Source organism: Caballeronia sp. GAWG1-1 (assembly GCF_023631465.1).
Classification (GTDB): Bacteria; Pseudomonadota; Gammaproteobacteria; order Burkholderiales; family Burkholderiaceae; genus Caballeronia.
The window spans coordinates 11,654-37,845 of sequence record NZ_JALQDB010000029.1; the positions used below are offsets into that span (position 1 = coordinate 11,654).

The 26,192-nt window shown below is 61.3% G+C and carries 25 protein-coding genes; 12 read left to right on the forward strand and 13 right to left on the reverse strand.

Features of this window, described 5'->3' with window-relative positions:
• Window positions 1-7 precede the first annotated feature (7 nt).
• The 11 genes from NCT03_RS18080 to NCT03_RS18130 all read right to left on the reverse strand — a co-directional run bounded on the left by NCT03_RS18080 (window position 8) and on the right by NCT03_RS18130 (window position 12,540).
• On the reverse strand, window positions 8-967 hold the full coding sequence (locus NCT03_RS18080; RefSeq protein WP_250493370.1) for a glycosyltransferase family 4 protein: 960 nt from the start codon (window positions 965-967) through the stop codon (window positions 8-10).
• Window positions 954-2,018, reverse strand: a complete 1,065-nt coding sequence (locus NCT03_RS18085) for a glycosyltransferase family 9 protein (RefSeq protein WP_250493371.1) — start codon at window positions 2,016-2,018, stop codon at window positions 954-956. The genes NCT03_RS18080 and NCT03_RS18085 overlap by 14 nt, the downstream gene beginning before the upstream one ends.
• On the reverse strand, window positions 2,015-3,082 hold the full coding sequence (locus tag NCT03_RS18090) for a glycosyltransferase family 2 protein (RefSeq protein WP_250493372.1): 1,068 nt from the start codon (window positions 3,080-3,082) through the stop codon (window positions 2,015-2,017). The genes NCT03_RS18085 and NCT03_RS18090 overlap by 4 nt, the downstream gene beginning before the upstream one ends.
• A complete protein-coding gene (locus tag NCT03_RS18095) occupies window positions 3,079-4,824 on the reverse strand; it encodes a carbamoyltransferase family protein (protein ID WP_244828217.1) in 1,746 nt (581 codons plus the stop codon). The genes NCT03_RS18090 and NCT03_RS18095 overlap by 4 nt, the downstream gene beginning before the upstream one ends.
• Window positions 4,825-4,836: 12 nt before the next feature.
• Window positions 4,837-6,021, reverse strand: coding sequence for a lipopolysaccharide heptosyltransferase II (waaF, locus tag NCT03_RS18100; protein ID WP_250493373.1), 1,185 nt, complete (start codon window positions 6,019-6,021; stop codon window positions 4,837-4,839).
• Complete coding sequence (locus tag NCT03_RS18105) at window positions 5,997-6,587, reverse strand: D-glycero-alpha-D-manno-heptose-1,7-bisphosphate 7-phosphatase (RefSeq protein ID WP_250493374.1); 591 nt, start codon at window positions 6,585-6,587, stop codon at window positions 5,997-5,999. The genes waaF and NCT03_RS18105 overlap by 25 nt, the downstream gene beginning before the upstream one ends.
• Window positions 6,584-7,864 carry a glycosyltransferase family 4 protein gene (locus NCT03_RS18110; RefSeq protein ID WP_250493375.1) on the reverse strand — a complete coding sequence of 427 codons (1,281 nt, stop codon included), beginning with the start codon at window positions 7,862-7,864 and terminating at the stop codon, window positions 6,584-6,586. The genes NCT03_RS18105 and NCT03_RS18110 overlap by 4 nt, the downstream gene beginning before the upstream one ends.
• Window positions 7,865-8,053: 189 nt before the next feature.
• Window positions 8,054-8,962: a glycosyltransferase family 2 protein gene (locus NCT03_RS18115; protein WP_250493376.1), complete on the reverse strand. Its 909-nt coding sequence runs from the start codon at window positions 8,960-8,962 to the stop codon at window positions 8,054-8,056.
• Window positions 8,959-9,678, reverse strand: a complete 720-nt coding sequence (locus tag NCT03_RS18120; protein ID WP_250493377.1) for a PIG-L deacetylase family protein — start codon at window positions 9,676-9,678, stop codon at window positions 8,959-8,961. The genes NCT03_RS18115 and NCT03_RS18120 overlap by 4 nt, the downstream gene beginning before the upstream one ends.
• Window positions 9,679-9,753: 75 nt before the next feature.
• Window positions 9,754-10,761: a hypothetical protein gene (locus NCT03_RS18125; RefSeq protein WP_250493378.1), complete on the reverse strand. Its 1,008-nt coding sequence runs from the start codon at window positions 10,759-10,761 to the stop codon at window positions 9,754-9,756.
• Between the two features lie 162 nt (window positions 10,762-10,923).
• The gene (locus tag NCT03_RS18130) at window positions 10,924-12,540 is read right to left on the reverse strand and encodes an FAD-dependent monooxygenase (RefSeq protein WP_250493379.1); all 1,617 of its coding nucleotides are present in this window, start codon (window positions 12,538-12,540) and stop codon (window positions 10,924-10,926) included.
• A 220-nt stretch (window positions 12,541-12,760) separates the two neighbouring features.
• Between NCT03_RS18130 and NCT03_RS18135 the strand changes: the two genes are divergently transcribed.
• The 12 genes from NCT03_RS18135 (at window position 12,761) to NCT03_RS18190 (ending at window position 24,808) form a co-directional block, all read left to right on the forward strand.
• Window positions 12,761-14,089 carry a glycosyltransferase family protein gene (locus tag NCT03_RS18135; RefSeq protein WP_250493380.1) on the forward strand — a complete coding sequence of 443 codons (1,329 nt, stop codon included), beginning with the start codon at window positions 12,761-12,763 and terminating at the stop codon, window positions 14,087-14,089.
• A gap of 196 nt (window positions 14,090-14,285) precedes the next feature.
• Entirely contained in the window at window positions 14,286-16,112 is a 1,827-nt protein-coding gene (gene atzF, locus NCT03_RS18140) for an allophanate hydrolase (RefSeq protein WP_250493381.1), read from the forward strand.
• Between the two features lie 5 nt (window positions 16,113-16,117).
• A complete protein-coding gene (locus tag NCT03_RS18145) occupies window positions 16,118-17,215 on the forward strand; it encodes a BMP family ABC transporter substrate-binding protein (RefSeq protein ID WP_244828205.1) in 1,098 nt (365 codons plus the stop codon).
• A 26-nt stretch (window positions 17,216-17,241) separates the two neighbouring features.
• The gene (locus tag NCT03_RS18150) at window positions 17,242-18,375 is read left to right on the forward strand and encodes an ABC transporter permease (protein ID WP_250493382.1); all 1,134 of its coding nucleotides are present in this window, start codon (window positions 17,242-17,244) and stop codon (window positions 18,373-18,375) included.
• Window positions 18,368-19,294, forward strand: coding sequence for an ABC transporter permease (locus NCT03_RS18155; protein WP_250466969.1), 927 nt, complete (start codon window positions 18,368-18,370; stop codon window positions 19,292-19,294). The genes NCT03_RS18150 and NCT03_RS18155 overlap by 8 nt, the downstream gene beginning before the upstream one ends.
• A 23-nt stretch (window positions 19,295-19,317) precedes the next feature.
• Window positions 19,318-20,010, forward strand: a complete 693-nt coding sequence (gene biuH / locus NCT03_RS18160) for a biuret amidohydrolase (protein ID WP_250466971.1) — start codon at window positions 19,318-19,320, stop codon at window positions 20,008-20,010.
• A 4-nt stretch (window positions 20,011-20,014) separates the two neighbouring features.
• On the forward strand, window positions 20,015-21,601 hold the full coding sequence (locus tag NCT03_RS18165; RefSeq protein ID WP_250493383.1) for an ABC transporter ATP-binding protein: 1,587 nt from the start codon (window positions 20,015-20,017) through the stop codon (window positions 21,599-21,601).
• A gap of 19 nt (window positions 21,602-21,620) precedes the next feature.
• Entirely contained in the window at window positions 21,621-22,619 is a 999-nt protein-coding gene (locus tag NCT03_RS18170; RefSeq protein WP_250493384.1) for a formamidase, read from the forward strand.
• Window positions 22,620-22,623: 4 nt separating this feature from the next.
• Window positions 22,624-23,289 carry a cysteine hydrolase family protein gene (locus NCT03_RS18175; protein ID WP_250466976.1) on the forward strand — a complete coding sequence of 222 codons (666 nt, stop codon included), beginning with the start codon at window positions 22,624-22,626 and terminating at the stop codon, window positions 23,287-23,289.
• The gene (gene hpxZ / locus NCT03_RS18180) at window positions 23,286-23,690 is read left to right on the forward strand and encodes an oxalurate catabolism protein HpxZ (RefSeq protein ID WP_244828195.1); all 405 of its coding nucleotides are present in this window, start codon (window positions 23,286-23,288) and stop codon (window positions 23,688-23,690) included. Before NCT03_RS18175 ends, hpxZ begins: the two co-directional genes overlap by 4 nt.
• A 139-nt stretch (window positions 23,691-23,829) precedes the next feature.
• Window positions 23,830-24,486, forward strand: coding sequence for a GntR family transcriptional regulator (locus NCT03_RS18185; protein WP_250493385.1), 657 nt, complete (start codon window positions 23,830-23,832; stop codon window positions 24,484-24,486).
• Window positions 24,487-24,628: 142 nt separating this feature from the next.
• A complete protein-coding gene (locus NCT03_RS18190) occupies window positions 24,629-24,808 on the forward strand; it encodes a hypothetical protein (RefSeq protein WP_250466980.1) in 180 nt (59 codons plus the stop codon).
• Here NCT03_RS18190 and NCT03_RS18195 read toward each other — a convergent pair whose 3' ends face one another.
• Window positions 24,809-25,195 (reverse strand): HPF/RaiA family ribosome-associated protein, encoded by a 387-nt coding sequence (locus tag NCT03_RS18195; protein WP_250493386.1) that lies wholly within the window; start codon window positions 25,193-25,195, stop codon window positions 24,809-24,811.
• 103 nt (window positions 25,196-25,298) lie between these two features.
• Window positions 25,299-26,180: a LysR family transcriptional regulator gene (locus NCT03_RS18200; RefSeq protein ID WP_250493387.1), complete on the reverse strand. Its 882-nt coding sequence runs from the start codon at window positions 26,178-26,180 to the stop codon at window positions 25,299-25,301.
• Window positions 26,181-26,192 lie beyond the last annotated feature (12 nt).

Consider the following 26,192-nt stretch of genomic DNA (forward strand, 5'->3'; position numbering starts at 1 on the left):
ATGATGTTTAGCTGCAGACGTGACGCAGCGTGGCTTCCCACTCGGCTGCGAAGCGATCGATATGAAAACGTTCCAATGCCACCTTGCGTGCACCTTCACCGAGCCGGCGGGCCTCGGCGGGATCGCGTAGAAGGTGTTGCATGGCATCGATCAACTGGTCCGTATCGGTATGGATGAAGCCGCTCTCGCCGTTGCGAATGACGGTTGCAAGCTCGGTCGTCGCGAGGCCGACAATAGGCATGCCTATCGTCATCGCCTCGACGATTGCGAGACCGAGGCTTGTCCAGCGAATCGGATTGAAAAAGAAACGGTATTGCGCGCTGAAAGACGCGAGATCGAGATTGCCGAGCTCGCCGAGTCCTCCCGCTGCGTGAGCATCCATGCCGACTAGGTCGAGCGGCACACGCCGCGCGGCTTCGGTGAATACATCGTGACCGAGCCTGCGTCCACGCTGCTTCAGATGATTGATGATGACAATGCCGCGTTCTTTCTCGCCGCTATAGCGCACGCTGTCGGGCACCACGACACCATGTTCGATCACCTGCGTCAGCGACTCGCCGCTGTCCCACATGAGGCGGTTGAAGTGGGTCACATGCACGAGCAGCGTGTCGCGGTCTTGCACCCAATGCCGTTGTTCGAAGGCATTTTCCTGCGGCGGATCATGCTCGATATAGACGCGCGGCAAGCGGCGTTGTGCATTGCTCAAGAGATTCAAGCGGTCGTCGTCCCAATGCGTGCGATGCTGAAAGAGCACGACATCGAAATCTTGCGAAGCCACTTCGTCATAAGGCACTTCGTGGACATTGTCGCCCCACGGCAAGACGCCGACCTTGCCCGCGTAGCCCGGAGGATGGCCGGGTTTCGTGACGAGATAGAAGTCGTGCTTCGCCTGACTCAAGTAGTACATGTAGTTGCCGTGCACGTGCCATGTCAGAACACGCAGGCGTCGGTTGTCAGCAGTGAGCATGGATCGGGGCCGTATGGAATCGAGGTTCGAGCAGCTGCGCATGTGCGACATCCAGTACCTGTGCAACGCTAATATTCAGCGCGCATGGATGCCCATACGGGCAGTCGCGAAACGAGCAGGGACGACAGGACGGATAATCCGCCAGCACGCGATGACGTTCATGGTCGAGCGGCGCCCAGCGGCGCGTGTCGCTACCTGACGCGATGACGACGCTTTTCGTGCGCATTGCCGCCGCGATATGCGATATGCCGGTGTCGTTGCAGACAACGAGTCGCGCCTTCGCTACGAGCGCGGCGAGGCCGCCTAGCGATGTCTTTCCGGTCAGGTCGATTGCATCGCAGCCTTCCAATGCCCGCGCTATATGCGACGTGATCGGCGCTTCTCCCGCGCTGCCAGTCAATGCGATCTGCCAACCCGCATGGGCAAGCGATAAAGCCACTTGCGCAAAGCGTTCGGCGGGCCAGCGGCGTGAAGGCAGTTGCGAACCCGCATGCACGAGCACGAGTCGCGTGGAATCGAGTTCATAAGCATCGAGCAACCCGGCGCACTCTTGGATGTCTTCGTCGCTCAATGGGATGTCGAGATCGGTATGGCTTGCATCGATACCGAGCGCATCCACCAGCGCGTTATAGCGTGCTATCTCGGGCAGCGTATCGGGCCAGGGAATGAAGACGCCTTCGCGCATCGCTTCATCAGGCTTCAGATAGCCGGCGTTCGAATGCGCGCCCATTCGTTCGACGATATCGTTCGCCACACCGCCGCTGCCATGCAGCTGAATCGCAAGATCGAAGCGGCGCTCCTGCATCGCGCTCCAGAATGACGGCAGACCCGCATCGCTTTCTTCCTGCTCGGGAAAACCGACAGCGCCGGGAAAGGGAACGAGTTCATCGATCAGCGGACGATAGCGCGTCACGAAACTGCTTGCCCACGGTAGCCCTATCAGCACGATATGCGCACGCGGATGAGCAGCTCGTAACGCGCGCAACGCGGGGACGCAGCAGAGCATATCGCCAAGCTGCAAAGCCCTGAAAATAGCGATGCGTTCGATCATACGAACACCACGCGAAATTTGAAGGCGCCGTATAGCCGCCAGTAGATCGAGAGAAACGGAATCCACAGCGACGTCCACGCCATTTCGAGCACGTGCGATGGCGTAAGCGCTGTCTTCATCAGGCGCTTGACACAGAACCAACCGCTCATGGCGAGCCATGCAATTACGCAGGCAATGGCGAGCGAGTCGAAACGCAGTGCGTAAGCGACGATGGCCGCCACGACCACCGCGAGGATCATGTAATACAACACGGGCGGCGTGCTGCGTATGCGCGTTCTGAACAGCGCAGGATGCTTCTTGTAAAGCAACGCATCGAACTGACTCTTCTTCTGTTGCGACAAGCTCACGCCCCAACGTGCGGGGCGCACGGGGTGCAACACCATCGCATCGTGCGAACGGACGATATGCGCGCCGCTGCGCAGGAGTTGGAATTGCAGATCCGAATCTTCGCGCCACGCAGATGTAAAACGCGCATCGAATCCGCCTATACGGTCCATCGCGGAGCGCTTGACGAAGGTATTGGCCGTTGCGAACTCTGCGCTCGAAAGACCTGCCGCGTCCTGCTCGTAGTCGGTCGGCCGCGCGGGAAGCGGCACGACGATGCGTCCCGACACCGCATCCGCGCCGGCATCGAGCGCGGCGACGCCCGCACTTAGCCACTGCGCATCGGGGATAGTGTCGTCATCGGTGAATGCGATGAAACGTGACTGCGCCGCACGCCATCCCGCGTTGCGCGCACCCGCAGGCCCTTGCGTCGCGGTGACGGGAACATAGCGAATACGCGGACCGCGCGGCTCGGTTGTCTCGCATTCGCGCGCAAGCGCCATGACCTTGGCGCGCGTGGCATCATCGGGACCGTCGTCGCAGACGATGATCTCGTAACGCGATGCGCGCATGTCCTGCGCCATCACCGCGCGCAAGCATCGTTCGAGCATGTCGGGACGACGATAAGTCGGCACGACCACGCTCACGTCGTACGCAAACGATGATGGCGTTACCGCGCTCTCGCTCCTTTCGAAAGCGTCGGCGCCATCGAAGGTAAAGCCGCCGGAAACCGTGCTCATGCGTGTGCTCCCGGTTTTTCGATCAAGAAAGAACCGATGACAAGCGCATCCAGCGGTGACGTCCAGAAAGATTCGAGCGCATCGCGCGGCGAGTTGACCATCGGTTCGCCACGCGTGTTGAACGACGTGTTGACGAGCACCGGTACGCCTGTGCGTGCCTTGAATGCGGCGAGCAGATCGTAATAGAGCGGATGTTGCGAGCGATTCACGGTCTGTACGCGCGCCGTGCCATCGATATGCGTCACGGCCGGAATCTTCGGCTTCATCTCTTCGCGCACGTCGAAGACGAAGAGCATGAAAGGCGCCACGCATGCATCGACGAACCAGTCGACCGCGTGTTCTTCCATGACCACCGGCGCAACAGGACGAAAGTCTTCACGATCCTTGATCTCGTTGAGCTTCGCTTGCATGGACGGATCGATCGGCGATGCAAGTATCGAACGTGCGCCGAGTGCGCGCGGTCCGAATTCCGTGCGGCCCTGATACCAACCAATCACGCGATTCCGCGCGAGCAGATCGGCTGTTTCGCCCGCGACGTTATCGAGCTTCCGATACGGCGCCTTGGCCCACTTGAGGAACTGTTCGACTTCGTTGTCGTCGTAGCGCGGGCCGAGGTATGCGTGATCCATGCGCCATTTGCGGCTGCGGTCGCCTTGCTTCTCTCGTTCGCGATAGTCCGTCCAAAGCGCCGCGCCCAGCGCGGTACCGGCATCGCCGGCCGCAGGTTGCACCCAGATCTCTTCGAACGGGCCACGGTCGCGCAGACGCGCGTTCATCACGCAATTGAGTGCCACGCCGCCTGCCATCGCGAGCTTCGATAAACCAGTTCGCTCGTGCAACCACTTTGCCAATTCGAGCGCCGTGTCTTCGAGCACGACTTGCAACGAATGCGCGATATCGTAATGATGCTGATCGAGCGGACCGCCGCGCTCACGACGTCGACCGAAGCGTTCTTCCAGGCGCGGGGCATCGACGGTATAAGTGCCGTCATGCCGATATTTCACGATCTCGCGAAACTGGTCCACGTAAGCCGGCTTGCCGAACGAAGCCAGCGCCATGACCTTGTACTCGTCCGAGGAATGCAGAAAGCCCAGATAGTCGGTGACGGTCTCATACAGCAGCCCGAGCGAATGCGGCAGTTCCACCTGTTTGACGCGCTCGTACTGTCCGTTGACGAATTGCCCGAGACTCGTTGTTACGCCTTCACCGCGTCCGTCCATGGTAAGCACGGCGGTATCTTCGAAGGGCGCAGCGAGAAACGCGCTCGCTTCATGCGACAGATGATGATCGACGTAATGCCAGTCGAACCGCGGCGCGCGTCCGCCGCTTGCGAAACGCTTCTTCAGATGATGCGGCGCTCCATCCACCAATTGACCGCGCGCATTGACGATATAGCTTAAAAAAAGCGGGTCCCAAGGCGATTCGGATGGGTTGCCGCTCGAATGCTCGGACGGCATGAACGGCAACGCAATGCTCGCTTTAGGCTGCCGTGGCATGGCGGAAAGCAAATGCGGGTCGTATGAATAGGCGACATGATCGACATCCGCCAGTTCGATACCAGCCTCTTTGAGGCAATAGTCGATAGCGTCGAAGGGCAATTGCCATGTCGAAAACGGCACCGGACGCTTCGCATGCTTGACGTGCGTGAAGCGTTCGTCTTCCGCTGCCGCAACGACGACACCGTCCTTGATCAGCGCAGCCGCGCTGTCGTGATAGACCGCATTGATTCCGAGGGTGTACATGGAAAGCGAACCTTATGGATGGATCGAGAGAGGGGCGGCAGCGTCTGCGCGGGCATCGCAAAGCGACATGACAGCGTCGATTACTTCATCTACGCTCACGCCGAGGAGGCACAAATGATGTCCTTCGGGACAGATGCTGCGATAGCACCACCGGCACGGCACATCGTGATTGAGCACGCTATGCGGCGTCTGCCATGGCGTATGTTGCGGATTGGTGAGTGCATAGAGATCCACTACAGGCGTGCCGAGCGCAGAGGCAATATGAACGGGACCGCTATTGTTTGAAACAAGGACGCGTGCGTGCTTCACGAGAGCGGCCAGTTCGCCGAGGTCGAGTGCGCCCGACAGGTCGCTGATGCCGCCGTGACCGCCGCTTACCTCGCGACACAATTCCGCTTCGCTTGCCGAGCCCGTGACGACGACTGGCCAGCCCGTGCGCGCGTTGAGCGCTTGCGCGACCTCCGCGAAGCGGTCCGGCGGATAACGACGCGATGCTGCCGTTGCACCTGGATGCATCATGAAAAAAGGCCCATGAAGATCGATACCGCGCGCATCGAGCTTCTGCGCAAGCGATGCCTCATCGCCGTCGCGAACCGTGAAGCGCATGCGTCTGTCATCGGCGCGTGCGCCTACCTGAGCGACCAACGCAAGCTGACGCTCGACCTCGTGACGTGTGCCGTTCTGCGGTTCAGTTTCGGCGACCCAGTCGGTGAGCAAACCGTAGGGATTCTCGCGGCAATGCGCCAACCTTCGAGGGATACCCGCAAGATGACAAAACATTGCGGCAGGCAAAGGATTCTGGCTATAGACCGTGAAGATCACGGCGGCATCGAAGCCGAGCGTTCGAATGCGTTCGAGCATTGCAAGATCGCGACTCGCGTCGATGGGCGTGTCATGCTTGACCCACGGCGCGTCATACTCGATCACGTCATCGATATCTTCGACGAAGCGCGCGGCCATCGCACCCGAACGCGAAGCAAGCAAGCTCAGATGCCGTCCGGGATACGCATGTTTGAGAGCGTGCAGAGCAGGCGTCGTCATCAGCACGTCGCCAAGATTGTCGGTACGTACGCAGAGGATGCGCTTGACGTTTTCGCCCCAGACGCCTTGCGGACGCGACTCCGGTGCGCGCGCGTGAGGCGCGATGGCGACGACAGGGATTCGCTCGCGCCTCACGCTGCAAGCTCCCCATGCCATGCCGACTCAATCACGCGCGCTGCTTCGTGCATGTCTTTCGCAATGGCGTCGGGCTCGCGCAGTGGGCCACGCTGCCATAACGTCTCGTTGCCATTGTCGATAAGCACGGCGCGGCAACCTGCACGATGACCCGCTTCGACATCGTCGAGTATGTCTCCGACGAACCAGCTACGTGCAAGATCAAGACCGAGGTCACGCGCCGCGCGTTCGATCATGCCGGGCGCTGGCTTGCGGCATTCGCATATTTTCCGGTATTTCGCCACCGTTCCTTGTGGATGATGCGGGCAGAAGTACACGCCAGCGAGTCGCGCGCCTGCGCGCGCTGCAAGTTCATGCAGCGTGCGTTCGACATCGGCGAGCGCCGCTTCATCGAACTTGCCAAGCGCCACGCCGCTTTGATTGCTGATAACGACGACCGGTACGTCCATGCGTGCGAAGAGCGCGAGCGCATTAACGGCGCCAGGTGCAAGACGCATCTTCAGCGGGTCGACGTTGTAAGGCACGTCGTCGAGCAAGGTGCCGTCCTTATCCAGAAACACGGCAGGGCGAAGGAGCGTCGGATTCATGCGGAAGCGCCACCGTAAGCACTGCGCTCATCGAGCACGGTGTTCGAAAACTCCACTTCCGCCACGCGCGCATAGACGCGTTCGAGCGCTTGCGCGACGCCGGTCCATGTGAACATCGAGCGCGCACGTTCCAACCCTGCCGCGCCCATGCTTTCGGCGAGCGCGGGATCGCGCTTGAGCATGGCAAGCGCGGCCGCCAGTGCATGCGGGTCTTTCGGCGGAACGAGCAGGCCAGTCTCTTGATGAGCGACCGAGTAGCGAATGCCGCCCACATCCGCGCCGATTACAGGCGTGCCACAGGCCATGGCCTCGAGCGGGGTAATGCCGAAGGGCTCGTACCAGGGCGTCGTGACGAAGACATCCGCCGCGTTATAAAACTCCTTCAAACGCTGGCGTCCATGACGTCCGAGAAAATTGACGCGGTCTTCCACGCCGCATTCGCGGGCTATTCCGCGCAGTCTGCCGATTTCCGGTGTTGCGATTTCGTTGGCCTCATCCGAGTTGCCGCCGATCACGTAGAGATGCGCGTCTTCGTTCAACTCGCGATTGCACACGCCAATCCCGCGCACCACATTATCGATCCCCTTGCGCGGCACCATGCGCCCGAGTTGCAATGCAATGAACTTGTCCTGCGGCCAGCCGAGCCGCTCGCGCGCTTCATGCTTGTTGATCGGATGAAACTCCGCGCTGTCGAAGCCGCATGGCACGAGGTCGATCCGCTGCCGCTCCGCCTGATATAGCGCGATGAGATCGGCAGCATCTTGCGGACATTCGGCGATAACGGAATCCGACTCGCGTACGAGCGCATCTTCTATGTCGAAGCGCTCGTCGGGAAAGCCATCGCCTGCGCCTTGATGAATGCGCCGCACGCGACCGAGCGCGTGGAACGTAGTGACGAGCGGCGTGCCTAGCGCAGCCTTGATTTGCATGCCGACGAGTCCCGACATGAAGAAGTTTGCATGGACCACGTGATAGGGCGTTTCCTCTTTCTCGAAGAACCCGATCATGAAGCGCGCGAATTCGTCCATGAACGGAAGTAATTGCTCCTTGGGCAATTGCACGGGCGGCCCTGCCGGAACATTGATTACGCGAATTCCTTCGAAGCGCGAGACAAGCGGAAGTAAAGAACGATCGCGACGCGTGAACACATCGACTTCATGACCGCTGCGTGCAAGTTGCCGCGCTACGTGCGCGACATAGATGTTTTGTCCGCCGCTATCGACGCCGCCCGCCACTGCGAGTGGAGAAGCGTGTTCACTGATTAGTGCGATCTTCACTGTGCCCGTCCCCATCACGAAGGTCCAAAGTAGGCTCGTCGCGCTTGATCGTGCGAGTCCTTCGGAGTCGTGGAGTTAGAGCATTCGTTGTGCCACTGAAATGGAAATACGCAGAATCGTTTGTTCGTTGTCGGACGAAAGCAATTTCGTTTTGGGTTCGCACACGGCCGAATCCGTGCTGGTGCGCTTCTATATCGCGCTGGCAGTGGATGAGCGGCGCTGGTCGTCATCGCGGACGACGGCGCGCATCAGCAGGACGCTGCGTGCAACCACGCGCCGTTTCGACAACGCCCACGGCAAACCGCGCAACATTGCGAGCGAGTCGCGTAAGAGCGTGCGTTCACGTCGCATGATGAAGAAGGCATTCAGACTTGAACGCAGCGCTTCGGCAAGCGGCAGGCGCAACCATGCGACCCATGCCTCATTCCGCGCAAGCAGACGCCTGCGCAGCGCACTGTCACGTATTTCCGATGGATGGTGATGTAGCACGAGCTCATCGGCATAGACGAGCGCATGGCCGCTGCTCAGAATATCGAGTGCTAGAAGCGACTCTTCGCCGCCAATGAAAAGCTTCGGCTCATATCCGCCCATTTCGCGGTAGACGCTTGTGCGGAATACGCTCGCACCCGCCATGAAGCCGATCAGCGCGGGCCCCGGCAGCCCATGCGACCCGAGCGGACTCACGCGCATGCGCTCGCAGGTTTCGTCCGTCGATTCGGCATCCCCGACGACCACGCGAGCGCTTAAAACAGCCACGCGAGGCGACGCGTCTAATATCTGTACTGCGCGTGAGAGCGAGCCAGCTTGCCACCAGGTGTCGTCATCGCAGAAGGCAACGTATTCTGTCCGCACACGCGCCACGCCGAGATTGCGTCCAGCCGCGCCCATGTTATTGGGCGCAATCACGAGATCGACCGAGGGAAATTTTTCTGCAATACGGCGGGCCGTATTATCGGAGGAGGCATTGTCGACCACCACGATACGAACGGGATCGGGCAGGGCGGCAAGTTTTGCGATCGTGCGCAGTACGACATCGGCACGATTATAGGTAAGGACGACAACGCTAAGGCGTACGGACGAGACGTCGTGCGCGCTCATCGGCCATCCTCGCTACGTTCGAGCGTCCAGTAGCGCTCAGGAAGAAAAACGTCGTCATATCCGCCGGGGCCGAAGGCCTTCAGCTGGCTCGTATAAGCCTGCACGGCGTTTCTCTTGGCTGCATGCGCGCGTGCGGCATCCGCGGGATTCGTCGCGGCGGCTTCGTAAGGCGTTGCATCGATGCCGATGCCGTGCAGATCGACGAGACGCCGCTGCACCAGACCGCGCATTCGCCGATATAACCCTTCCTCATAGCCGATGCAGGCGAGCGCGGGATGTTCGAGCCATGCATCGCAAGCGGCGAAGTGCGTGAGCGCATGGTCCGAATGGAACAGGCCGAGTGGAATCAGCAGAAGATCAGGGCGATATTCGCGCACCACATGCAGCAGTGCATCGCGAATCGCCGCGCGCGTCGGTTTTGCCGACTCCGGCGCATGCGGCACATATTGCGAATCGAGAAAGCCGAGATTGACTGAACGCGCGCTTAGCAATCCGAGCGCCCGCTCGTCCTCGTCGATGCGTGTGCGCATCGCTTCGTGAGCGCTACTGAAACCGCAATGCTGGTCCCAGTCCGTCGTCAAATCTTCTTCGGGGCTGCCGGTGAAGACATTGCAGACGATAGTCTCGTTGGATGCAGCGAGCAGGGCGCCGCAACCGAAGACGGCGTCGTCGAGATGTGGCGAGACTAGGAGAACACGGGAGCGCATTTCAGGCATGGGGACAGGTCCACTTGCAAATGACGGCAGCTGCGCCGCAATCGCCGGACCCGCCCGCCCTGCGTTTGCGCCATGTCAGAAGCGCACGCCGATACCCGCTTCGATGATGTCCGAATCGCGGTCATAACGTGTGACCATGCGATTCCATGTCAGACGCGCGAGCCATCGGTCGGTAAACCGATAACTCGCGGATGCCGACACCACTCCCGCGAAACGGCCATCGCCCGTGCGGTTTTGCGGCAAATCGTCGTTCTGCGTGATCGACAAATAAGGACCCGCGCCCACGCCGAGCGTGAGCCTGTCGTTGAAGAATGCGCGCGTGGCCCAAAGCTGTGCCGCAATGCCATCGCGACGCGACTGCACGTGACCGCCTTCGTGAAGATACGACGCGGTGAAGTCGACGTAATGCCACAGTCCGCGCCTGTACTCAACGCTCTCCGAGAGATTCGATTCCGAGTCCAGACTGTTGAGGATCGTGCGCCCGAGCATGACCGTAACTTCGTTGCTGGTAACGTTCGTGCTGCGCGACGGCGCGTAGGCGCGCGGACCGCGACCATCCGGCGCGTCGAGCTGGTAGCCGATACCGAACAGAAGCGCGGTCGTGTCCGGACCGCCGAACGCCTGCACGCGGTTGAGCTTCATCTCCGCGATCCACCGGTTATCGAAGTAGTACGCGGCGCGCAACGTGAACATGCCGCCCCAACCGTGCGAATTCGAATAGCCGCTGCCGGCTTCCGCTTGGCTCGTATCGAAGTAACGGTAGGGACCGGCGCCCGCGGAAAGTTCGAGCCGGTTATTCCAGAGCGGCAAGCGGCCCCACAATTGCACGGCCTGACCATCGCGATGATGATCGGGAATGTGGCCTTCGTTGAGCCACGAAAAACTCCAGGCCGCATAGCGTCCAAGGCCTTCCCGATAGTTCGCTTCCCATGAATAGCTGTTCTGGCTGCTGCTCTTGAGCGGCCCGGCGAGCACCGAGAATTCTTGAGCTTGTGCGCTTGTGACCGTGCCCGCAAGGGCAGCGCCGGCAATCGTCCAAGCAGCTAACTTGCGAGATCGTCTTTTGATCGAAGTAGTAGTCATCAGGTGGAGTTAAATGCGCACTGTTTGCATTGGCAGCATAGCGGCTATAAGCGGCTTTTGCCCAGATGACGCTTTACCGAATGTTCTTGCATTGAGTCGATGGCTCGACGCGGTGCCTTTGGAAGCTGTCCTCGGCACTGTAAAACGTTTGCGGCGGCGAATTCACGCGCGCTGCGGGCTTCCGAGCATTGTGGTGAGCCATGATTCAAGCGTCGTCGCGCTAGCGCCTCTGAAGCCGATATGACCATCCGGACGCAGGGCCCAGATCATGCCGCTGCGCGCGCCGAAAAAAGCCGCGAATTCACCCGCCTCATCTGCGAGAACGGCGTACGTCTCGCTGCATTCAGGCGATTTTCCCGCCGTAATCAGCACCGCATTGCCTGCGTCACCCAGCATATTGCGCCACGCTTGAAACGCTGCGTCGAACGGTTCGCGTGAGTCGCCGTTTATGTCGTGATCCAGATACCCGATGAGCGTATGCCGCCCGCGACCGATATGGTCGCGCAGGCGCACGGCATGCCCGACGAACGCTTCAGCGAGCCCGCCGCATTCCGGTACGCGATCCCCAGGCGCGGGTAGGCCGGGCGCAATCTGCGCGTTGATCTCGTCGTTTGCATCCGCCACGATTGCACTGCCACGATATCCGACGAGCAACTGTGTTTCGCGCATCGCGGGCCGCACTTCGCCATGCACGAGCACGGTGTTCAAGGCGCGGCTCGTTGCTTCGACCACATCCAGTCCGACCGGCCGACGTTCGGCTTCGTAGCTCGACAACAGTGTTTCGTTCGCGATACCGCGCGCCACGAGCGCGAGTTTCCACGCGAGATTGTGCGCATCCTGCAAGCCTGTATTCATGCCCTGGCCACCGACGGGCGGATGAATGTGCGCGGCATCGCCCGCAATGAACACGCGTCCGCTCGTGTACTTTTGCGCAATGCGATGACTCACGCGGTACACGGACGACCACCGCATCGACGAAAGCCTCGTTCCCGGTGGAAGTAACGGCAGCATGATGCGTTCTACGTCGGCGAACGCGGGCGCGGTTTCATTGACGAGGCGCGCGGCATCGTCGTCGCCGAGGATCATGGAGAGGCGATAACGGCGGGCCGAACCGCGCACCGGCAGCGCTGCAATCGTCGTCGCACCACGAACGCCTTCCACTGCGGACAGGTTGAAACGCAGCATCGGTCCGCGCTGAACGTGCCAGTCGACATCGAGATCGGCGAGCATGAACGTCTGCGGATACTGCCCTCCTTCGAACGGTACGTCCAGATGATGCCGCACGGTGCTCCGTGCGCCGTCGCAACCGACCAGCCACCGGCAGCGGATTTCACGCATGGTGCCGTCGGCGTCTTGCATGCGAGCGAGGACGCTATCGCCGGTATCGTCGAAATCGATGAGGGTTGTCCCGTAGTGCACGTGCCCGCCCATACGCGCGAATGCCGCTTCCAGAATGCGCTCGGTTTCATATTGCGCGAGTGAGAGTGCGCCATAAGGCAGGCCCTCGCGCGGCACTTCGACGCTGAAGGCTAGCGTGCCGTCTTTAAAAGTATCGGCGCCAGTGAGCCAGACACCCGCATCGATGGCTTCACGTGCGACGCCCAGATCGTCGAAGACTTCGAGCGTGCGCGCGGTCACGCCCAGCGCCTTTACGAAGAACGCGCGGTTGGCGCGCGCGTCGATCACTCGTGCTTCGATGCCGTCGCGGCGCAGTTCGGTTGCAAGGAGGAGACCGACAGGTCCCGCGCCGGCGATAAGAACGTCGATGGTATCGGGCATGGCGAGCGGTCTCCTGAGCGTTCAGCCGAGGTCGTTTTGCGAGGATAACCGTGCATGCGTCGCCGCAGCTAGTGATTTATGGCGCATGAAAGAAGGGGCATGTATTCGCACGCGTCCTACACTTTATTTGAAGGACGCGGCTCGCTCAATAATTTGCAATTTCGACCCGACGGTTGGCTATGCTCATGCCTTCATTTCCATTTACGCTGGTTTAGCAATCATGGTCACGCTGGTCAGTTGTTTCTTCGATCGCAACGCTCACGAATCGCTCGTCAATCACGCGGAATATTGCCGTCGCGCGGGTGCTCGTCACCGCTTCGAGCCGGTTGCGGCGGGAGCTGCATCGCTTGAACTGAGGATCGTTTATAAATATCAGTTGCTGTGCGATCTCATGGTCCGCGCAGCCGATAACGAGCTCTTGATCTTCGCTACCGAGAACGCGCTCTTCCTGCGCTTCGACGATTTCGAATCGATGATGGCCGGACGCGATGCCCTCGTGACGACAGGCCATTTCGGCATCAACAGCGAGATAGTGGTGCTGAGAAATACCGAAGGCAATCGCGTCATTGCAAGGAGCATGGCCGCAAAGGCTCGGGCGTATTACGACTATGGCCAGTTCGTCACGGAAGATCAATTGCTCGAAGCGCTGCCGGTGCAGAGCGAAGCCGGTAGCGTCAACGAAAGATTCCCGATCGTCTCGGCGTGTTCGACTCAGTTTCCCGAGTTGAACGCTTCCCCGATCGTGGCGTTGTCGCTTGTCTTCACCCCGCGCCTTTATAGCAAGTACGGGCCGCGCTGGGGAACGACGCTCGCTCGGCATGTGAACGCGTGTCACGCTAGCGCACAGCGGTTCTTCGAAATAGCGCCGCCCGAAGGCGTGTCGTCTGAAGCGCTGTCGGTCTATCAGCCAGGCCAGCGTATCGCCGTGGTCATGCTGTACACACCGAACATAGCGAATTACGCATGTTTTGGCGAAGCGAGCCTGCGTGATTACTGCGAACAGCACGGCTACACCTTGTACATGCATCGCGAGGTGCCGGCCGACTTTGCTCGCGAAGCGTGTGGCAACTGGGCCAAGCCATTTCTGCTCAGCAAGTACTTGCCGCATCACGACTGGGTCTTCTGGATCGATGCCGATATTCTCGCGACCAATCGCACCGTCAAGCTCGAAGACTTCATGGACGGACGCGAGCGCGTGCTGAGCGCGGATATCGCCGGATGGCCTTTCAACTCCGGCGTCATGGGCTTTCGCAATACCGACGTCAACGCGCGCGTGCTGCAGGGCACGCTCGACCGTATTCGCGGGCTGGACGATCTAAGCTGGACCTTTTCCAATCATGGCGATCAGGCGCACTTCATGTTCGAACTGGAAGCGAACGGCGTCTTGCCAGCGCGGGAATCGACCGAACTGGTCAGTTTCCGTGAATTGAATACGCCTTGGTATTACGCAGACCAGAACACGTTCCTCTGCCATTTTCATGGCATCGGCAGCGAGTTGCGGATGCTGTTCATGTCCATGAAGGGCGTGCCCGAAGGCGGGTTCGACTGAAGTCTTTCGCGCACTTCAAGCGGGAGCCGCGCACCAACTTGAACGCTGCGCGAACCATGTTGGGACGTGATCAGTCCTCTTGCATGAGACACCACACCACGCACGAAGCCCCATGGATAAAGGCTTTTGAGCGTCATGGCGTTGACTGGCACAGATGCTGCACAGTGACGTTCAACTTGTATTCAAGATTGAACTCATGTCCTACGACCCGCTTTTAGGCGTGTACGCGCTTATCGAATCGTATAGGCAAGGCAGCACTGATCCAATCGCCATGATCGAAGAAGTGCTGGGCAGGCTCGATGCAAGCAACCGGCCCGAAGCCTGGCTGCTGCGCGTGCCTCAGGCCGACCTTCGTGCGCGCGCCGCGAGCCTTGCGCATGAACTCGCCGAAGAGGGCGGCGCGATCTTCGAGCGCAAGCCGCTTCTTGGCGTGCCCTTCGCGGTGAAGGACAACATCGACGTGGCAGGCTTGACCACCACCGCCGCGTGCCCCGCATTCGCCTACATGCCGCAAGAGACGGCGTTCGCCGTGCAGCGTTTGCTCGATGCGGGCGCGGTGCTAATCGGCAAGACCAATCTCGATCAGTTTGCAACGGGCCTCGTCGGTACGCGTTCGCCTTTCGGCGCGGTACGTCAAGTCGATCACGACGCATACATCTCGGGCGGATCGAGCTCGGGTTCGGCGGTAGCGGTCGCGGCGGGCATCGTCGCGTTCTCGCTTGGAACCGATACAGCGGGCTCCGGCCGTGTGCCAGCAGGCTTTAACGGTCTCGTCGGTCTCAAGCCGACGCTGGGTCTCGTCAGCAAGCGCGGCGTGGTGCCCGCATGCAAGAGCCTCGATACGATCTCGATCTTCGCGCATGACGTAGCCGACGCCTGGCACGTCCTCTCGACGATGGCCGCGTTCGACGCAGCCGATGGCTATTCGCGCCGCATCCCTTCCTTGCCGGTTCTGCCGCTTGCGCCGCAAGCCTTGCGCGTCGCCATTCCCGACACGCTGGAATTCTTCGGCGATACCGTTGCCGCCGATGCCTTCGCCGCGACACTAGAAAAGCTCGCGCTCAAGCCGTCGACGTTCGCCTTTGCGCCAATGCAGCAAGTCGCTGCGCTGCTTTACGACGGTCCGTGGGTCGCCGAACGGCGCGCCGCGTTAGGCGACTTCTTCGAGACGAATCACGACGATATCGACCCGGTGGTCGCAAAGGTGATCGGCAAGGCCAGCAACTTCAGCGCCGCCGATAGCTTCAACGGCCAGTATGAACTTGCACGCTTGAAGCGCCACGCCGAAGCGCTCTTCGAAAGCGTGGACGTGTTGATCGTGCCGACGACGCCGACGCATCCGACCATCGATGAAGTGCGCGCGAACCCTATCGAAGTGAATAGCCGTCTCGGGCTTTACACGAACTTCGTCAACCTGCTCGATCTGTGCGCGCTCGCGGTGCCGGGCATCCCGCGCGCCGATGGCTTGCCCGCCGGCATCACGTTGATCGCGCCCGCTGGCGCCGATCAGCGGCTCGCCATGCTCGGTGCGCAGTTCGAAGGCATGCAGAAGCAAGATGCCGTTGCAGCGAAGCCATTGCCGTTCAACGAGTCGACCGTGCAGCTTGCGGTGGTTGGCGCGCATCTACGCGGCATGCCGCTCGAATGGCAGATGCGCAAGGCCGGCGCGCGCTTCGTCGAAGCGACGACGACCTCGGCTAACTATCAGCTATTCGCGCTTGCGAACACGCAGCCGCCGAAGCCGGGCCTCGTGCGCGCGAATTCTGCGGGGCAAGCCGGGCAAGCCATTGCCATCGAAATATGGGACATGCCCGTGCGCACCTTTGGCGCGTTCGTCGAAGCGATTCCGGCGCCGCTTGGCATTGGCAGCATCGAGACGGCGGATGGCCGCATCGTCAAAGGCTTCATCTGCGAACCGCTTGCCGTCACTGCCGAAAGCGGCGCGCGCGACATCACGCGTTTTTGCGGCTGGCGCGCCTGGCTCGACAGTCAAACCTCCAACGACCCAACCACACAGGAATAGAGACCATGATCAACCGCCGTGAGTTCATCAAGGGCGCGGGCGCGCTCGCGCTCGGCAGTGCACTGCCGTTCGATCTGGCGTTTGGCGCGAGCAATCTCACGGTCGGCGTGATCTACGTCGGCGCGCGCGGCGACTACGGCTACAACCAGGCGCAGGCGCAAGCCGCCGCAGTCATCAAGAAGCTACCCAACGTGAAAGTGGTCGAGGAAGAGAACGTGCCCGAGACCGTGGCCGTGCAAAAGACCATGGAAGCGATGATCGAGCAGGACGGCGCCACGCTCATCTTCGCGACCTCGTTCGGTTATTTCGATCCGCACGTCCTGAAGATGGCCGCGAAGTATCCGAAGGTGCGCTTCGCGCATTGCGGCGGATTGTGGAAGCAAGGCAACCCTTCGAATATCGCGAGCTACTTCGGTTATATCGACGAATGTCAGTATCTGAACGGCGTCGTCGCGGGTCATATGAGCAAGAGCAAGAAGCTCGGCTTCGTCGCGGCCAAGCCCATTCCGCAGGTGCTGCGCAACATCAACGCGTTCACGCTGGGCGCGCAATCGGTCGATCCGGCCATCACGACGAACGTGATCTTCACCGGCGACTGGTCGATGCCCGTCAAGGAAGCCGAAGCGACCAACAGTCTCATCGATCAAGGCTGCGATGTGCTTACGTGTCACGTCGATGGTCCCAAGGTCGTCATCGAAACAGCGGAGAAGCGCGGTGCGATGAGTTGCGGCTATCACGCGAGCCAGGCCGCGCTCGCGCCGAAGGGTTATCTCACGGGCGCGGAATGGGACTGGGCGACGCCCTACAAGGAACTCGTCACGGATGCGCAAAGCGGCAAGCCGCAGCCCAACATTCTGCGCGGCGGCCTCAAGGAAGGCTTCGTGAAGATGTCGCCATACGGCGCGAAGGTCACGGCCGATGCGAAGACCAATGCAGATGCCATCAAGACGAAGATGGTCGCGGGCGACTACGCCATCTTCAAGGGGCCGATGAAGGACAACAAGGGCGGCACGGCAATCGCGGCGGGCACGAGTCATCCGCAGACGGACATCGCGCTCGAGAGCATGAACTATCTCGTGGCGGGTGTGGTGGGGCAAATCTGATTATCTGCAATCGATAGGAGCCGCGGATGTCCACTGTGATCGGTTCGAATTCAGGCGCGCTCGGTCCACGGCTCCTGCTCGGCGTCTTGCCCGCGCTGCCCACGTTGTGCGCGCTCGTCGGCACGCTGGTGCTGTTCTCGCTCTTTCTGCTGGTGCAGGGACAGCCTGCGCTGGATGCGCTCGGGCTTATCATGCAAGGCGCATTCGGTTCGTCGTTTGCATGGCAGAGCACGTTGCTGCGCGCGGCGCCGCTCATGCTGACCGCGCTGTGTGTCGCGTTGCCGGCTCAAGTCGGTTTGATCGTGATTGGTGGCGAAGGCGCGCTGGCGCTCGGCGGTCTCGGCGCGGCCATCGTGCCGCCCATCGTTCCCGCATCGTTGCCGTGGTTCGTCGCCACGCCGCTGATGGCGGTCGCCGGAATGCTCGCGGGCGCGCTTTGGATCGGTGCCATCGGCGCGATGCGGCAATGGCGCGGCGTCAACGAGACCATCAGCAGCCTTTTGATGTCGTATATCGCCATCGCGCTCTTCAAGCATCTCGTCGAAGGCCCGTTGCGCGATCCGGCAAGCCTCAACAAGCCCTCCACGCCTCCCGTTCCCGATGCCTTGATGATCGGCTCGCTGCCCGGCCTCGACGTCCACTGGGGCCTGCTATGGGGCGCGCTGGCATGTGTGGCCGCGTGGGTCTTCGTGCGCCAGAGCACCAAGGGCTTCGCGATGCGTGTGGCAGGCGGCAATCATCACGCGGCGCGTCTGGTCGGCTTGCCGGTGACGAGGCTCGCGCTCACGGCTTGCATGCTCGGCGGCGCGGCGGCGGGACTCGCGGGCATGTTCGAAGTCGCGGCCGTGCAGGGCAGCGCGAATGCGTCGCTGCTCGCGGGTTATGGCTATGCGGGCATTCTCGTGGCCTTCGCCGCGCGTCAGAATCCGCTCGCGATCATCCTGTGCGCGGTGCTCGTCGGCGGGATCGAAGCAAGCGGCAGTTTGCTGCAACGGCGCCTCGGCCTGCCCGATGCCACCACGCTCGTTCTACAAGGTCTGTTGTTCGCCAACCTGCTCGCGTGGGAAGCGCTCGGCGGCAGGATTACCGCGTGGCGCGTGAAGTTGCAGGCAGCGGCGCTCGCGCGTTCCACGGTTCGACTGGAGAGGACTCATGCCTGATGCTCAATCGCCCGCTGTCGTGCTGTTGCTCTCGCTGTTCGCGGGCGCCATTCGCGTGAGCACGCCTTATCTTTTCGTGAGTATCGGCGAATGTCTGACCGAGAAGGGCGGGCGCGTCAATCTCGGGCTCGAAGGCATTCTCGTCTCCGGCGCGATGACGGGCTACGCGGCGGCTTATCTGTCGGGCTCACCGTGGATCGGCGTGCTTGCGGCAGCGGCCACGGGCTTCGTGCTCGGTTGCCTGCATGGTCTCGTCTGCTCGTTGCCGCGCGTGTCGGATATCGCGTTCGGCATTGCGTTGATGCTTGCGGGCACCGGCCTCGCGTTCTATCTCGGCAAGCCCTTCATCGAACCGCAAGCGCCGATGCTGCCTTCCATCGATCTCGGCGGCTGGAGCGCATCCGCGCAATTGCATAACGCGTTGCATATCAATCCGCTCTTCGTGATCGGTGTGTTGCTCGCGTTCGCGTTGCAATGGGGCTTGCGTCATACGCGCTGGGGCATGGCCCTGCGGCTCGTCGGCGAGAACGCGGAAAGTGCGCGCGCCATGGGCTATCCGATCACGCGTGTGCGTATCGTTGCCACGGCCGTTGGCGGCTTGCTGGCGGGCGTGGGCGGCGCGTATCTGTCGCTCGTCTATCCCGGCAGCTGGAACGAAGGCCTGTCGAGCGGCCAGGGTCTCATGGCCGTCGCGCTCGTGATCTTCGCGCGCTGGCAGCCGCTGCGCTGCCTGTGGGCCGCGCTCATCTTCGGCGCGGCAGGCGCGCTCGGTCCCGCGTTGCAGGCGATAGGCGTGACGAGCGGCTATTACCTCTACAACGCAGCGCCCTATGTCCTCACGCTCGCGATCATGGTCATCAACTGCCGTCCCGACCGAACCCTTGCCGGCGCGCCCGGCGAACTGAGCCTCACACGCTGATGTCATCTTCCGGAGAAACGCTCATGACCCGCTTCATCGAGGCTCGTCCCTATCCGTGGCCCTACGACGGCAACCTGCGCGCCGATAACACCGCGCTCATCATCATCGACATGCAGACGGACTTCTGCGGCATCGGCGGCTATGTCGACAAGATGGGCTACGACCTGTCGCTCACGCGCGCGCCTATCGAGCCGATTAGGAACGTGCTCAAGCTCATGCGCGAACAGGGCTTCACGATCATTCATACGCGAGAGGGGCATCGGCCGGATTTGTCGGATCTGCCTGCCAACAAGCGCTGGCGCAGCCGGCAAGTAGGCACGGGTGGCGTGGGTATCGGCGACGACGGTCCTTGCGGCAAGATCCTCGTGCGCGGCGAACCGGGCTGGGAAATCATCGAAGAACTCGCGCCAGTGGCGGGCGAAATCGTCATCGACAAGCCGGGCAAGGGCTCGTTCTGCGCCACCGATCTCGAACTCATCCTGCGCACGCGCGGCATCGTGAATCTCGTGCTCACGGGCATCACCACCGACGTGTGCGTGCATACGACGATGCGCGAGGCCAACGACCGCGGCTTCGAATGCACGCTGCTCGCCGATTGCTGCGGCGCCACCGACAAGAGCAATCACGACGCCGCGCTCAACATGGTGCTCATGCAGGGCGGCGTATTCGGCACGGTATCGGACTCGGCGTCGATGCTCGCCACGCTCGGACGCTGACGCCATGACGCCCGCTCGCCAAGCTCTGGGAGTCGAAGTGGTCGGCGCGACCAAGCGTTTCGGCGCGTTTACCGCGCTCGACGATGTCACGCTAAAAGTGCGCCCCGGCACCGTACATGCGCTGCTCGGCGAGAACGGCGCGGGCAAGAGCACGCTCGTGAAGGGACTCGTGGGATACGGCGTGCTCGATCGAGGCGAGATCGTCGCGGATAGCCGTCAAGTGAAGATCGCTTCGCCCCGCGACGCGCAGGCGCTTGGCATCGGCATGGTGTATCAGCATTTCACGCTGGCAGCGGGGCTTTCCGTTGAAGAGAATCTACTGCTCGCGCGGGGCCGGTTGTCGTGGAAGATCGACTGGCCGAAGGAACGCGCCGCGCTCGATGCCTTCATGCGCGGCATGCCGTTTCGTCTTGCGCTCGATACGCCCGTCGCGAGTCTTGCCGCTGGTGAAAAGCAGAAGCTGGAGATACTCAAGCAACTCTATTTGCAGCAACGCTTCTTGATTCTCGACGAACCCACTTCGGTGCTCACGCCGCAAGAAGCCGACGAAGTGCTGGGGTTGATGCGCGATCTTGCTTCGAGCGGCGCGTTGACGGTCCTCATGATCACGCACAAGTTCCGAGAGGTGATGTCTTATGCCGATGACGTCACCGTGCTGCGCAAAGGCAAACTCGTCGGAACGAGCCGAGTGGCGGACACGAATCGCGACAGCCTTGCCGCGATGATGATGGGCGGCGACGCGCCTCATGCCGCAACGGATGTCGAGCGTCCACCGCGCAAGCCGCTCGCTGTCGATGCACCCGTGCGTCTCGCGTTGTCCGGCCTATGCGTCGTGGATGATCGCGGACATATGGCCGTGCGTGAAGTGTCGCTTGCGGTGAAGTCGGGCGAGATACTCGGCATTGCAGGCGTGTCGGGCAATGGACAGAAGGAACTGATCGAAGCGCTCGTCGGCCAGCGCCGTGTGCATGCAGGCGAGATGCGCATGCATGGCGAACCCTACACGGCGACACGCGACGAGATGACCCGTCTGCGGGTTTTTGCGTTACCCGAAGAGCCGCTGCGCAATGCATGCGTGGCGGGCATGAGTATCGCGGAGAATCTTGCGCTGCGCGATTTCGATCGCGCGCCGATGAAGCAAGGCGGCTGGCGTCTGGACCGCCGTGCTATGCGTGAACGCGCGGAACGCTTGATTGCCGACTTCAACGTGCGCCCGCCCGTGCCCGCGCGCGCCATCGGCACGTTGTCGGGCGGCAATGTGCAACGCGCGGTGCTGGCACGTGAACTGGGGCAAGCGGTGGATGTGCTGATCGTCGCGAATCCTGTGTTCGGGCTGGACTTCGCATCGGTCGCGGATATCCATGCGCGCATTCTCGCCGCACGCGACACGGGCGCCGCCGTGCTGCTCGTGAGCGAAGACCTCGATGAACTGTTGGAACTCGCGGATCGCATCGCGGTGATCGCCGAAGGCCGGCTCGTGCACGAAAGCGCCGCGAGCACCGCGGATCGCGTCACGCTGGGGCGGCACATGGCTGGTCACGGTGACAGCACGGATAGCGGTGCGGCCGAACCCGTCACCGCGCACGCGTGAACAACAAGGAGCGTAACGAATGAGTTCGAGCGGACTGGGCGGTCTCAACAAATCGCCGCAAGGAATGGTGATAGGTCTCGTGCAATTGCAGAATCCCGACGTTGCCACGCCCGCGGATCTTGCGGCGCAGACGCGGCGTATCGTCGAGATGGTTGGCAAGGCGCGGCGCAACAATCCGGCGATGGACCTCGTCGTGTTCCCCGAATACGCGCTGCACGGCCTCTCGATGCGTATCGACGACGACATCATGTGCGATCTCGATGGTCCAGAGGTGCGGGCTTTCAAGGACGCGTGCATCGAACATCGCATATGGGGCTGCTTTTCGATCATGGAGCGCAATCGCGGAGGCAATCCTTATAACAGCGGTATCGTTATCGACGAACAAGGCGAGATCAAGCTCTATTACCGCAAGCTGCATCCGTGGGTTCCGGTCGAACCGTGGGAACCGGGCAATGTAGGCGTGCCGGTTTGCATCGGACCGAACGGTGCGAAACTTTCCCTGATCATCTGCCATGACGGCATGTTTCCAGAGATGGCGCGCGAGGCCGCGTATAAGGGCGCTGAAATCATTCTGCGCACGGCGGGCTACACCGCGCCCATTCGCCACGCATGGCGCATCACGAATCAATCGAACGCATTTCAGAACCTCGCGCAAACGGCAAGCGTTTGTCTCTGCGGTACGGATGGTTCGTTCGATTCCATGGGCGAAGGCATGTTCTGCGACTTCGACGGCACCATCATGGTCGAGGGCAGTCATCGGCCGGATGAGATCATCACTTGCGAAATGCGCCCGGACCTCGTTCGCGAAGCGCGCGTGCATTGGGGCGTGGAAAACAACATCTACCAGTTCGGGCATCGCGGTTATGTCGCCGTGAAAGGCGGTGCGCGCGATTGTCCCTACACGTTCATGCAGGACATGGTGCGCGGCGAATATCATCTGCCGTGGGAAGACGAAGTGAAGATAACGGACGGTCAATCGTGCGGTTTTCCCGCACCCGCACGCCATTACAAGGGCTGACCACATGCCGACCTTGAACGGCGCAAAGCCGTCCCCTTACACGTTCGATGCGAACACGACCGCGCTCGTCGTCATCGACATGCAACGCGATTTCATCGAGCCGGGCGGCTTCGGGGAAGCGTTGGGCAACGACGTGTCGCTGCTGTCGTCCATCGTGCCGACGGTGCAGCGTCTTCTCGAACATGCGCGCGAACAAGGCTGGTCTGTGGTGCATACGCGCGAATCGCATGCCGCCGATCTGTCGGATTGCCCGCCCGCGAAGCGCTTGCGCGGAGCGCCGCAGGCACGTATCGGCGATGAAGGACCGATGGGACGCATCCTCGTGCGCGGCGAGCCGGGCAACGCTATCATCGATGCACTCGCGCCCGTCGAAGGCGAACTCGTCATCGACAAACCGGGCAAGGGCGCCTTCTACGCGACGCGCCTCGCCGAAGAACTCGCAGAGCGTTCGGTCACGCATCTCGTGTTCGCGGGCGTCACGACCGAAGTCTGCGTACAGACCAGCATGCGCGAGGCCAATGACCGCGGCTATGAATGTCTTCTTATCGAAGACGCGACCGCGAGCTACATTCCCGCGTTCAAGGACGCGACCATCGACATGATTCGTTCGCAAGGCGGCATCGTGGGCTGGACCGCGACGCTCGCCGACTTAACGGAGAACCGAGCATGACGCTTGCGGTGAATCGCGCCGAGGTGGTTGCGGAAGTAAGCGCCGCGTTCGTCGCATACGAACGTGCGCTCGTCGATAACGATGTGGAGACCATGAACATGCTCTTCTGGAATGCGCCCGAGACGGTGCGTTACGGTATAGCCGAAGTTCAGCACGGCGGCGAAGCGATTCGCGCGTGGCGTGAAGCGGCCGCGCCGGTGCCGCCATCGCGACGGCTGCATGGCACGGTGGTGACGGCTTTCGGCGATGATCTCGCGACCGTGAGCACCGAGTTCACGAGCGACGTCACGCCCTTGCTCGGTCGCCAGATGCAAACGTGGGCGCGGCTGGGCGACGCATCGTCCGCGTTCAACGGATGGATCATCGTGGCGGCGCATGTCAGCCTCATCGACGCGCCGTAAAAGGGCGATAATCGTTGCATCATGATGGAGACACGGCATCGGCTCGCTTAAAACTCGCGGAACCGCAGCGCTCGCATTCGAGGCACCGGACGCGACGCTCACGCGGACTGTCCAGAGCGCCAACCCGCTAGCGGAACAGGTGTACCAGCTTCTCAAGCAGGACATCTTCAATTTCCGGCTATTCCCGGGCGATCGCTTTTCGGAGACCGACATCGCGCAACATTACGGCGTGTCGCGCACACCCATGCGCGACGCGCTGTTCCGCCTGCTGCGCGAAGGTTATCTCGAAGTTGGTTTCCGGCGTGGCTGGAAAGTGTCGGACATCAACTTCGACCAGCTAGACCAGTTGTATGACTTGCGTATCGTTCTCGAAGTCGCTTCGCTCGACAAGCTCGGTAATACGCCGCCGCCTTATCCTCATATCGATGCACTGAAGGAAGTGTGGTGCGTCTCGCCCGAAGCGCGCGAAAGCGATCCCGTCGCCATGTTCAACATGGACGAGAATTTTCATCGCGGCATTGTAAGCGCGACGGGCAACGCGGAAATCCTGCGCGTGCACGACGAAGTGACGGAGCGGATCAGGATCATGCGGCGGCTGGACTTTCTGAAGGCACACCGCACCAGCGCGACTTACGAAGAACACTCGACCATGCTGAATTACATCGATCGCGGCAGACATGGCGAAGCCGCTATGCTGCTGCGCGCGCACATCACGCAGAGCAAGCTGGAAGTGCGCAAGATCACTGTGTCGATGCTGTCCGAGGCGCGTGACCGAAAGCTGCCCTTCGTGAACTGAACTAACCTCAAGAAGCCATTCGATCTCACGGAAACGGCCAATGACGAAGGTCGTGCTGAAGACGGCCGCCTAAGCGCCTACTGGTATCGCGGGCCTGGCGTTTGCTGCATTTTCGTGCCGACCTTTTTCAAAGGAGCTCGACATGACATCCGTTCCCCGCGCAACTGCCGACGACATGGACGAACCGCAAGGTAAGTCCGCGACCCCCGACACCACACAGACGGACGTCGACACAGCAGAGAAGCAAAAGCACGAGGACAGCGAGAACGCACTGCCCTCGTCACAGGACAAAAATCCTGTGCCGCCCGACTCGACGCGCTGATCATGCGCTAGCAGGCGTGAGTGCTTGATCCGCTGTTTCGTCCGGCGCAAGCTTGTAGGCAACACTTCGCGCACGCACCCGCCGCGCGAGCTTCGCGCTTTGGCGCTTACGCACCAGCGTGCGCGCCGCGCGTGCCAAGGCAAGATCGATTGCGCCTCGCCAGTCACGCGCTATCGATGTTGCCACCACGGTATTGCTCCGGTCTATCTGCACCTCCACCTGACAGCGCTTGTCGACGCCGCCACGCGGGCCGTTGATATCGGAGAGACTGACGGTGGCCTTCGAAATCAGCCATGCAAGCCGGCGAAACACGAACTCACTGCGCGTCTTGGCGAGTTCGTGCATGGCGATAGCTTCAGGTTCACGCGATTTGAAAAGGACCTTCATGTATGCCTCCTCGTTGGATGTGAACCAGCGTAAGGTTTGACAAGCGTATGAAAAAGCAGGGTGAGCAGAACTCAAACTTCGGAAAAACCGAAGTTGCATTAGTCTAGGAAGCTGCCCGAGCCAGCACTTCCTGAGTCAAAGGATGATGCCTTCCACGTCGCGACACGATCGCGTAAATCTCTTCTTTCACTTCCTCGGAACGGCCTAGCCAGCGAAGACCGCGTAACAACGGCGTCTCGCCCGCACCGAATTCGGCCAGCGGAAACACGCCGAGCCCACGCGCACCGAACACGGCCATCAAGGCGCTATCCTCGAATTCGCCGACAATGCGCGGCACGATACGCTCCGTCTCCAGCCATCTGTCCAGACGCGCGCGCAACGACGAGTGTCCGGTTGGCAAAAGCATGGGCAATGCGGCGAGGCTGTCGGGAAATTGATCGACCGCGCTCTTGCGCACGACAGACGCCGGCCCATACCAGTCAACGGGCGAGGCGATCAACCGCTCGCTCGTCAAACGCAGATTGTGATTGTGCGGTGCAGGCTGGCTTGCGAGCACGAGATCCAGCCGATGCAGCGCAAGCTCGCCGAGCAGTTCGTCGGTCTCGCCTTCGTGACACAAGAGACGCAGCGCAGGACTGCCGAGTACGGGTTCGAGTAGCGCATGCGCCGCCAGCTTGGATATGCCATCCGACAAACCCACGGCAAGCCGTGCAAGCTTTCCGCTTGCGGCCTCGCGCACTTCGTCCGCAATATGCTGGCCAATCTGAAAAATTTCCTCGGCGCGGGCATAGGCCGCGTGGCCGGCTTCGGTCATCGTCACGCCGCGTCCCGATGGCTTCAGTAATTGATGACCGAGCGATTTCTCGAGTTCGCGCACCTGTGCGCTGATGGTCTGCACGGCCATGTCGAGCCGTTCCGCCGCGCGTGCAAAACCGCCTTCCTTGACCACGACCCAGAAGTAATGCAGATGTCGATAGTTGAGCATGCGATTGATGCC

Coding starts and splice junctions, on each gene's coding strand:
- NCT03_RS18080 (WP_250493370.1), bottom strand. CDS start 967: ATGCTCACTGCTGACAACCGACGCCTGCGTGTTCTGACATGGCACGTG.
- NCT03_RS18085 (WP_250493371.1), bottom strand. CDS start 2,018: ATGATCGAACGCATCGCTATTTTCAGGGCTTTGCAGCTTGGCGATATG.
- NCT03_RS18090 (WP_250493372.1), bottom strand. CDS start 3,082: ATGAGCACGGTTTCCGGCGGCTTTACCTTCGATGGCGCCGACGCTTTC.
- NCT03_RS18095 (WP_244828217.1), bottom strand. CDS start 4,824: ATGTACACCCTCGGAATCAATGCGGTCTATCACGACAGCGCGGCTGCG.
- waaF (WP_250493373.1), bottom strand. CDS start 6,021: ATGGCATGGGGAGCTTGCAGCGTGAGGCGCGAGCGAATCCCTGTCGTC.
- NCT03_RS18105 (WP_250493374.1), bottom strand. CDS start 6,587: ATGAATCCGACGCTCCTTCGCCCTGCCGTGTTTCTGGATAAGGACGGC.
- NCT03_RS18115 (WP_250493376.1), bottom strand. CDS start 8,962: ATGAGCGCGCACGACGTCTCGTCCGTACGCCTTAGCGTTGTCGTCCTT.
- NCT03_RS18120 (WP_250493377.1), bottom strand. CDS start 9,678: ATGCCTGAAATGCGCTCCCGTGTTCTCCTAGTCTCGCCACATCTCGAC.
- NCT03_RS18125 (WP_250493378.1), bottom strand. CDS start 10,761: ATGACTACTACTTCGATCAAAAGACGATCTCGCAAGTTAGCTGCTTGG.
- NCT03_RS18130 (WP_250493379.1), bottom strand. CDS start 12,540: ATGCCCGATACCATCGACGTTCTTATCGCCGGCGCGGGACCTGTCGGT.
- NCT03_RS18135 (WP_250493380.1), top strand. CDS start 12,761: ATGGTCACGCTGGTCAGTTGTTTCTTCGATCGCAACGCTCACGAATCG.
- atzF (WP_250493381.1), top strand. CDS start 14,286: ATGTCCTACGACCCGCTTTTAGGCGTGTACGCGCTTATCGAATCGTAT.
- NCT03_RS18145 (WP_244828205.1), top strand. CDS start 16,118: ATGATCAACCGCCGTGAGTTCATCAAGGGCGCGGGCGCGCTCGCGCTC.
- NCT03_RS18150 (WP_250493382.1), top strand. CDS start 17,242: ATGTCCACTGTGATCGGTTCGAATTCAGGCGCGCTCGGTCCACGGCTC.
- NCT03_RS18155 (WP_250466969.1), top strand. CDS start 18,368: ATGCCTGATGCTCAATCGCCCGCTGTCGTGCTGTTGCTCTCGCTGTTC.
- biuH (WP_250466971.1), top strand. CDS start 19,318: ATGACCCGCTTCATCGAGGCTCGTCCCTATCCGTGGCCCTACGACGGC.
- NCT03_RS18165 (WP_250493383.1), top strand. CDS start 20,015: ATGACGCCCGCTCGCCAAGCTCTGGGAGTCGAAGTGGTCGGCGCGACC.
- NCT03_RS18170 (WP_250493384.1), top strand. CDS start 21,621: ATGAGTTCGAGCGGACTGGGCGGTCTCAACAAATCGCCGCAAGGAATG.
- NCT03_RS18175 (WP_250466976.1), top strand. CDS start 22,624: ATGCCGACCTTGAACGGCGCAAAGCCGTCCCCTTACACGTTCGATGCG.
- hpxZ (WP_244828195.1), top strand. CDS start 23,286: ATGACGCTTGCGGTGAATCGCGCCGAGGTGGTTGCGGAAGTAAGCGCC.
- NCT03_RS18190 (WP_250466980.1), top strand. CDS start 24,629: ATGACATCCGTTCCCCGCGCAACTGCCGACGACATGGACGAACCGCAA.
- NCT03_RS18195 (WP_250493386.1), bottom strand. CDS start 25,195: ATGAAGGTCCTTTTCAAATCGCGTGAACCTGAAGCTATCGCCATGCAC.
- NCT03_RS18200 (WP_250493387.1), bottom strand. CDS start 26,180: ATGCTCAACTATCGACATCTGCATTACTTCTGGGTCGTGGTCAAGGAA.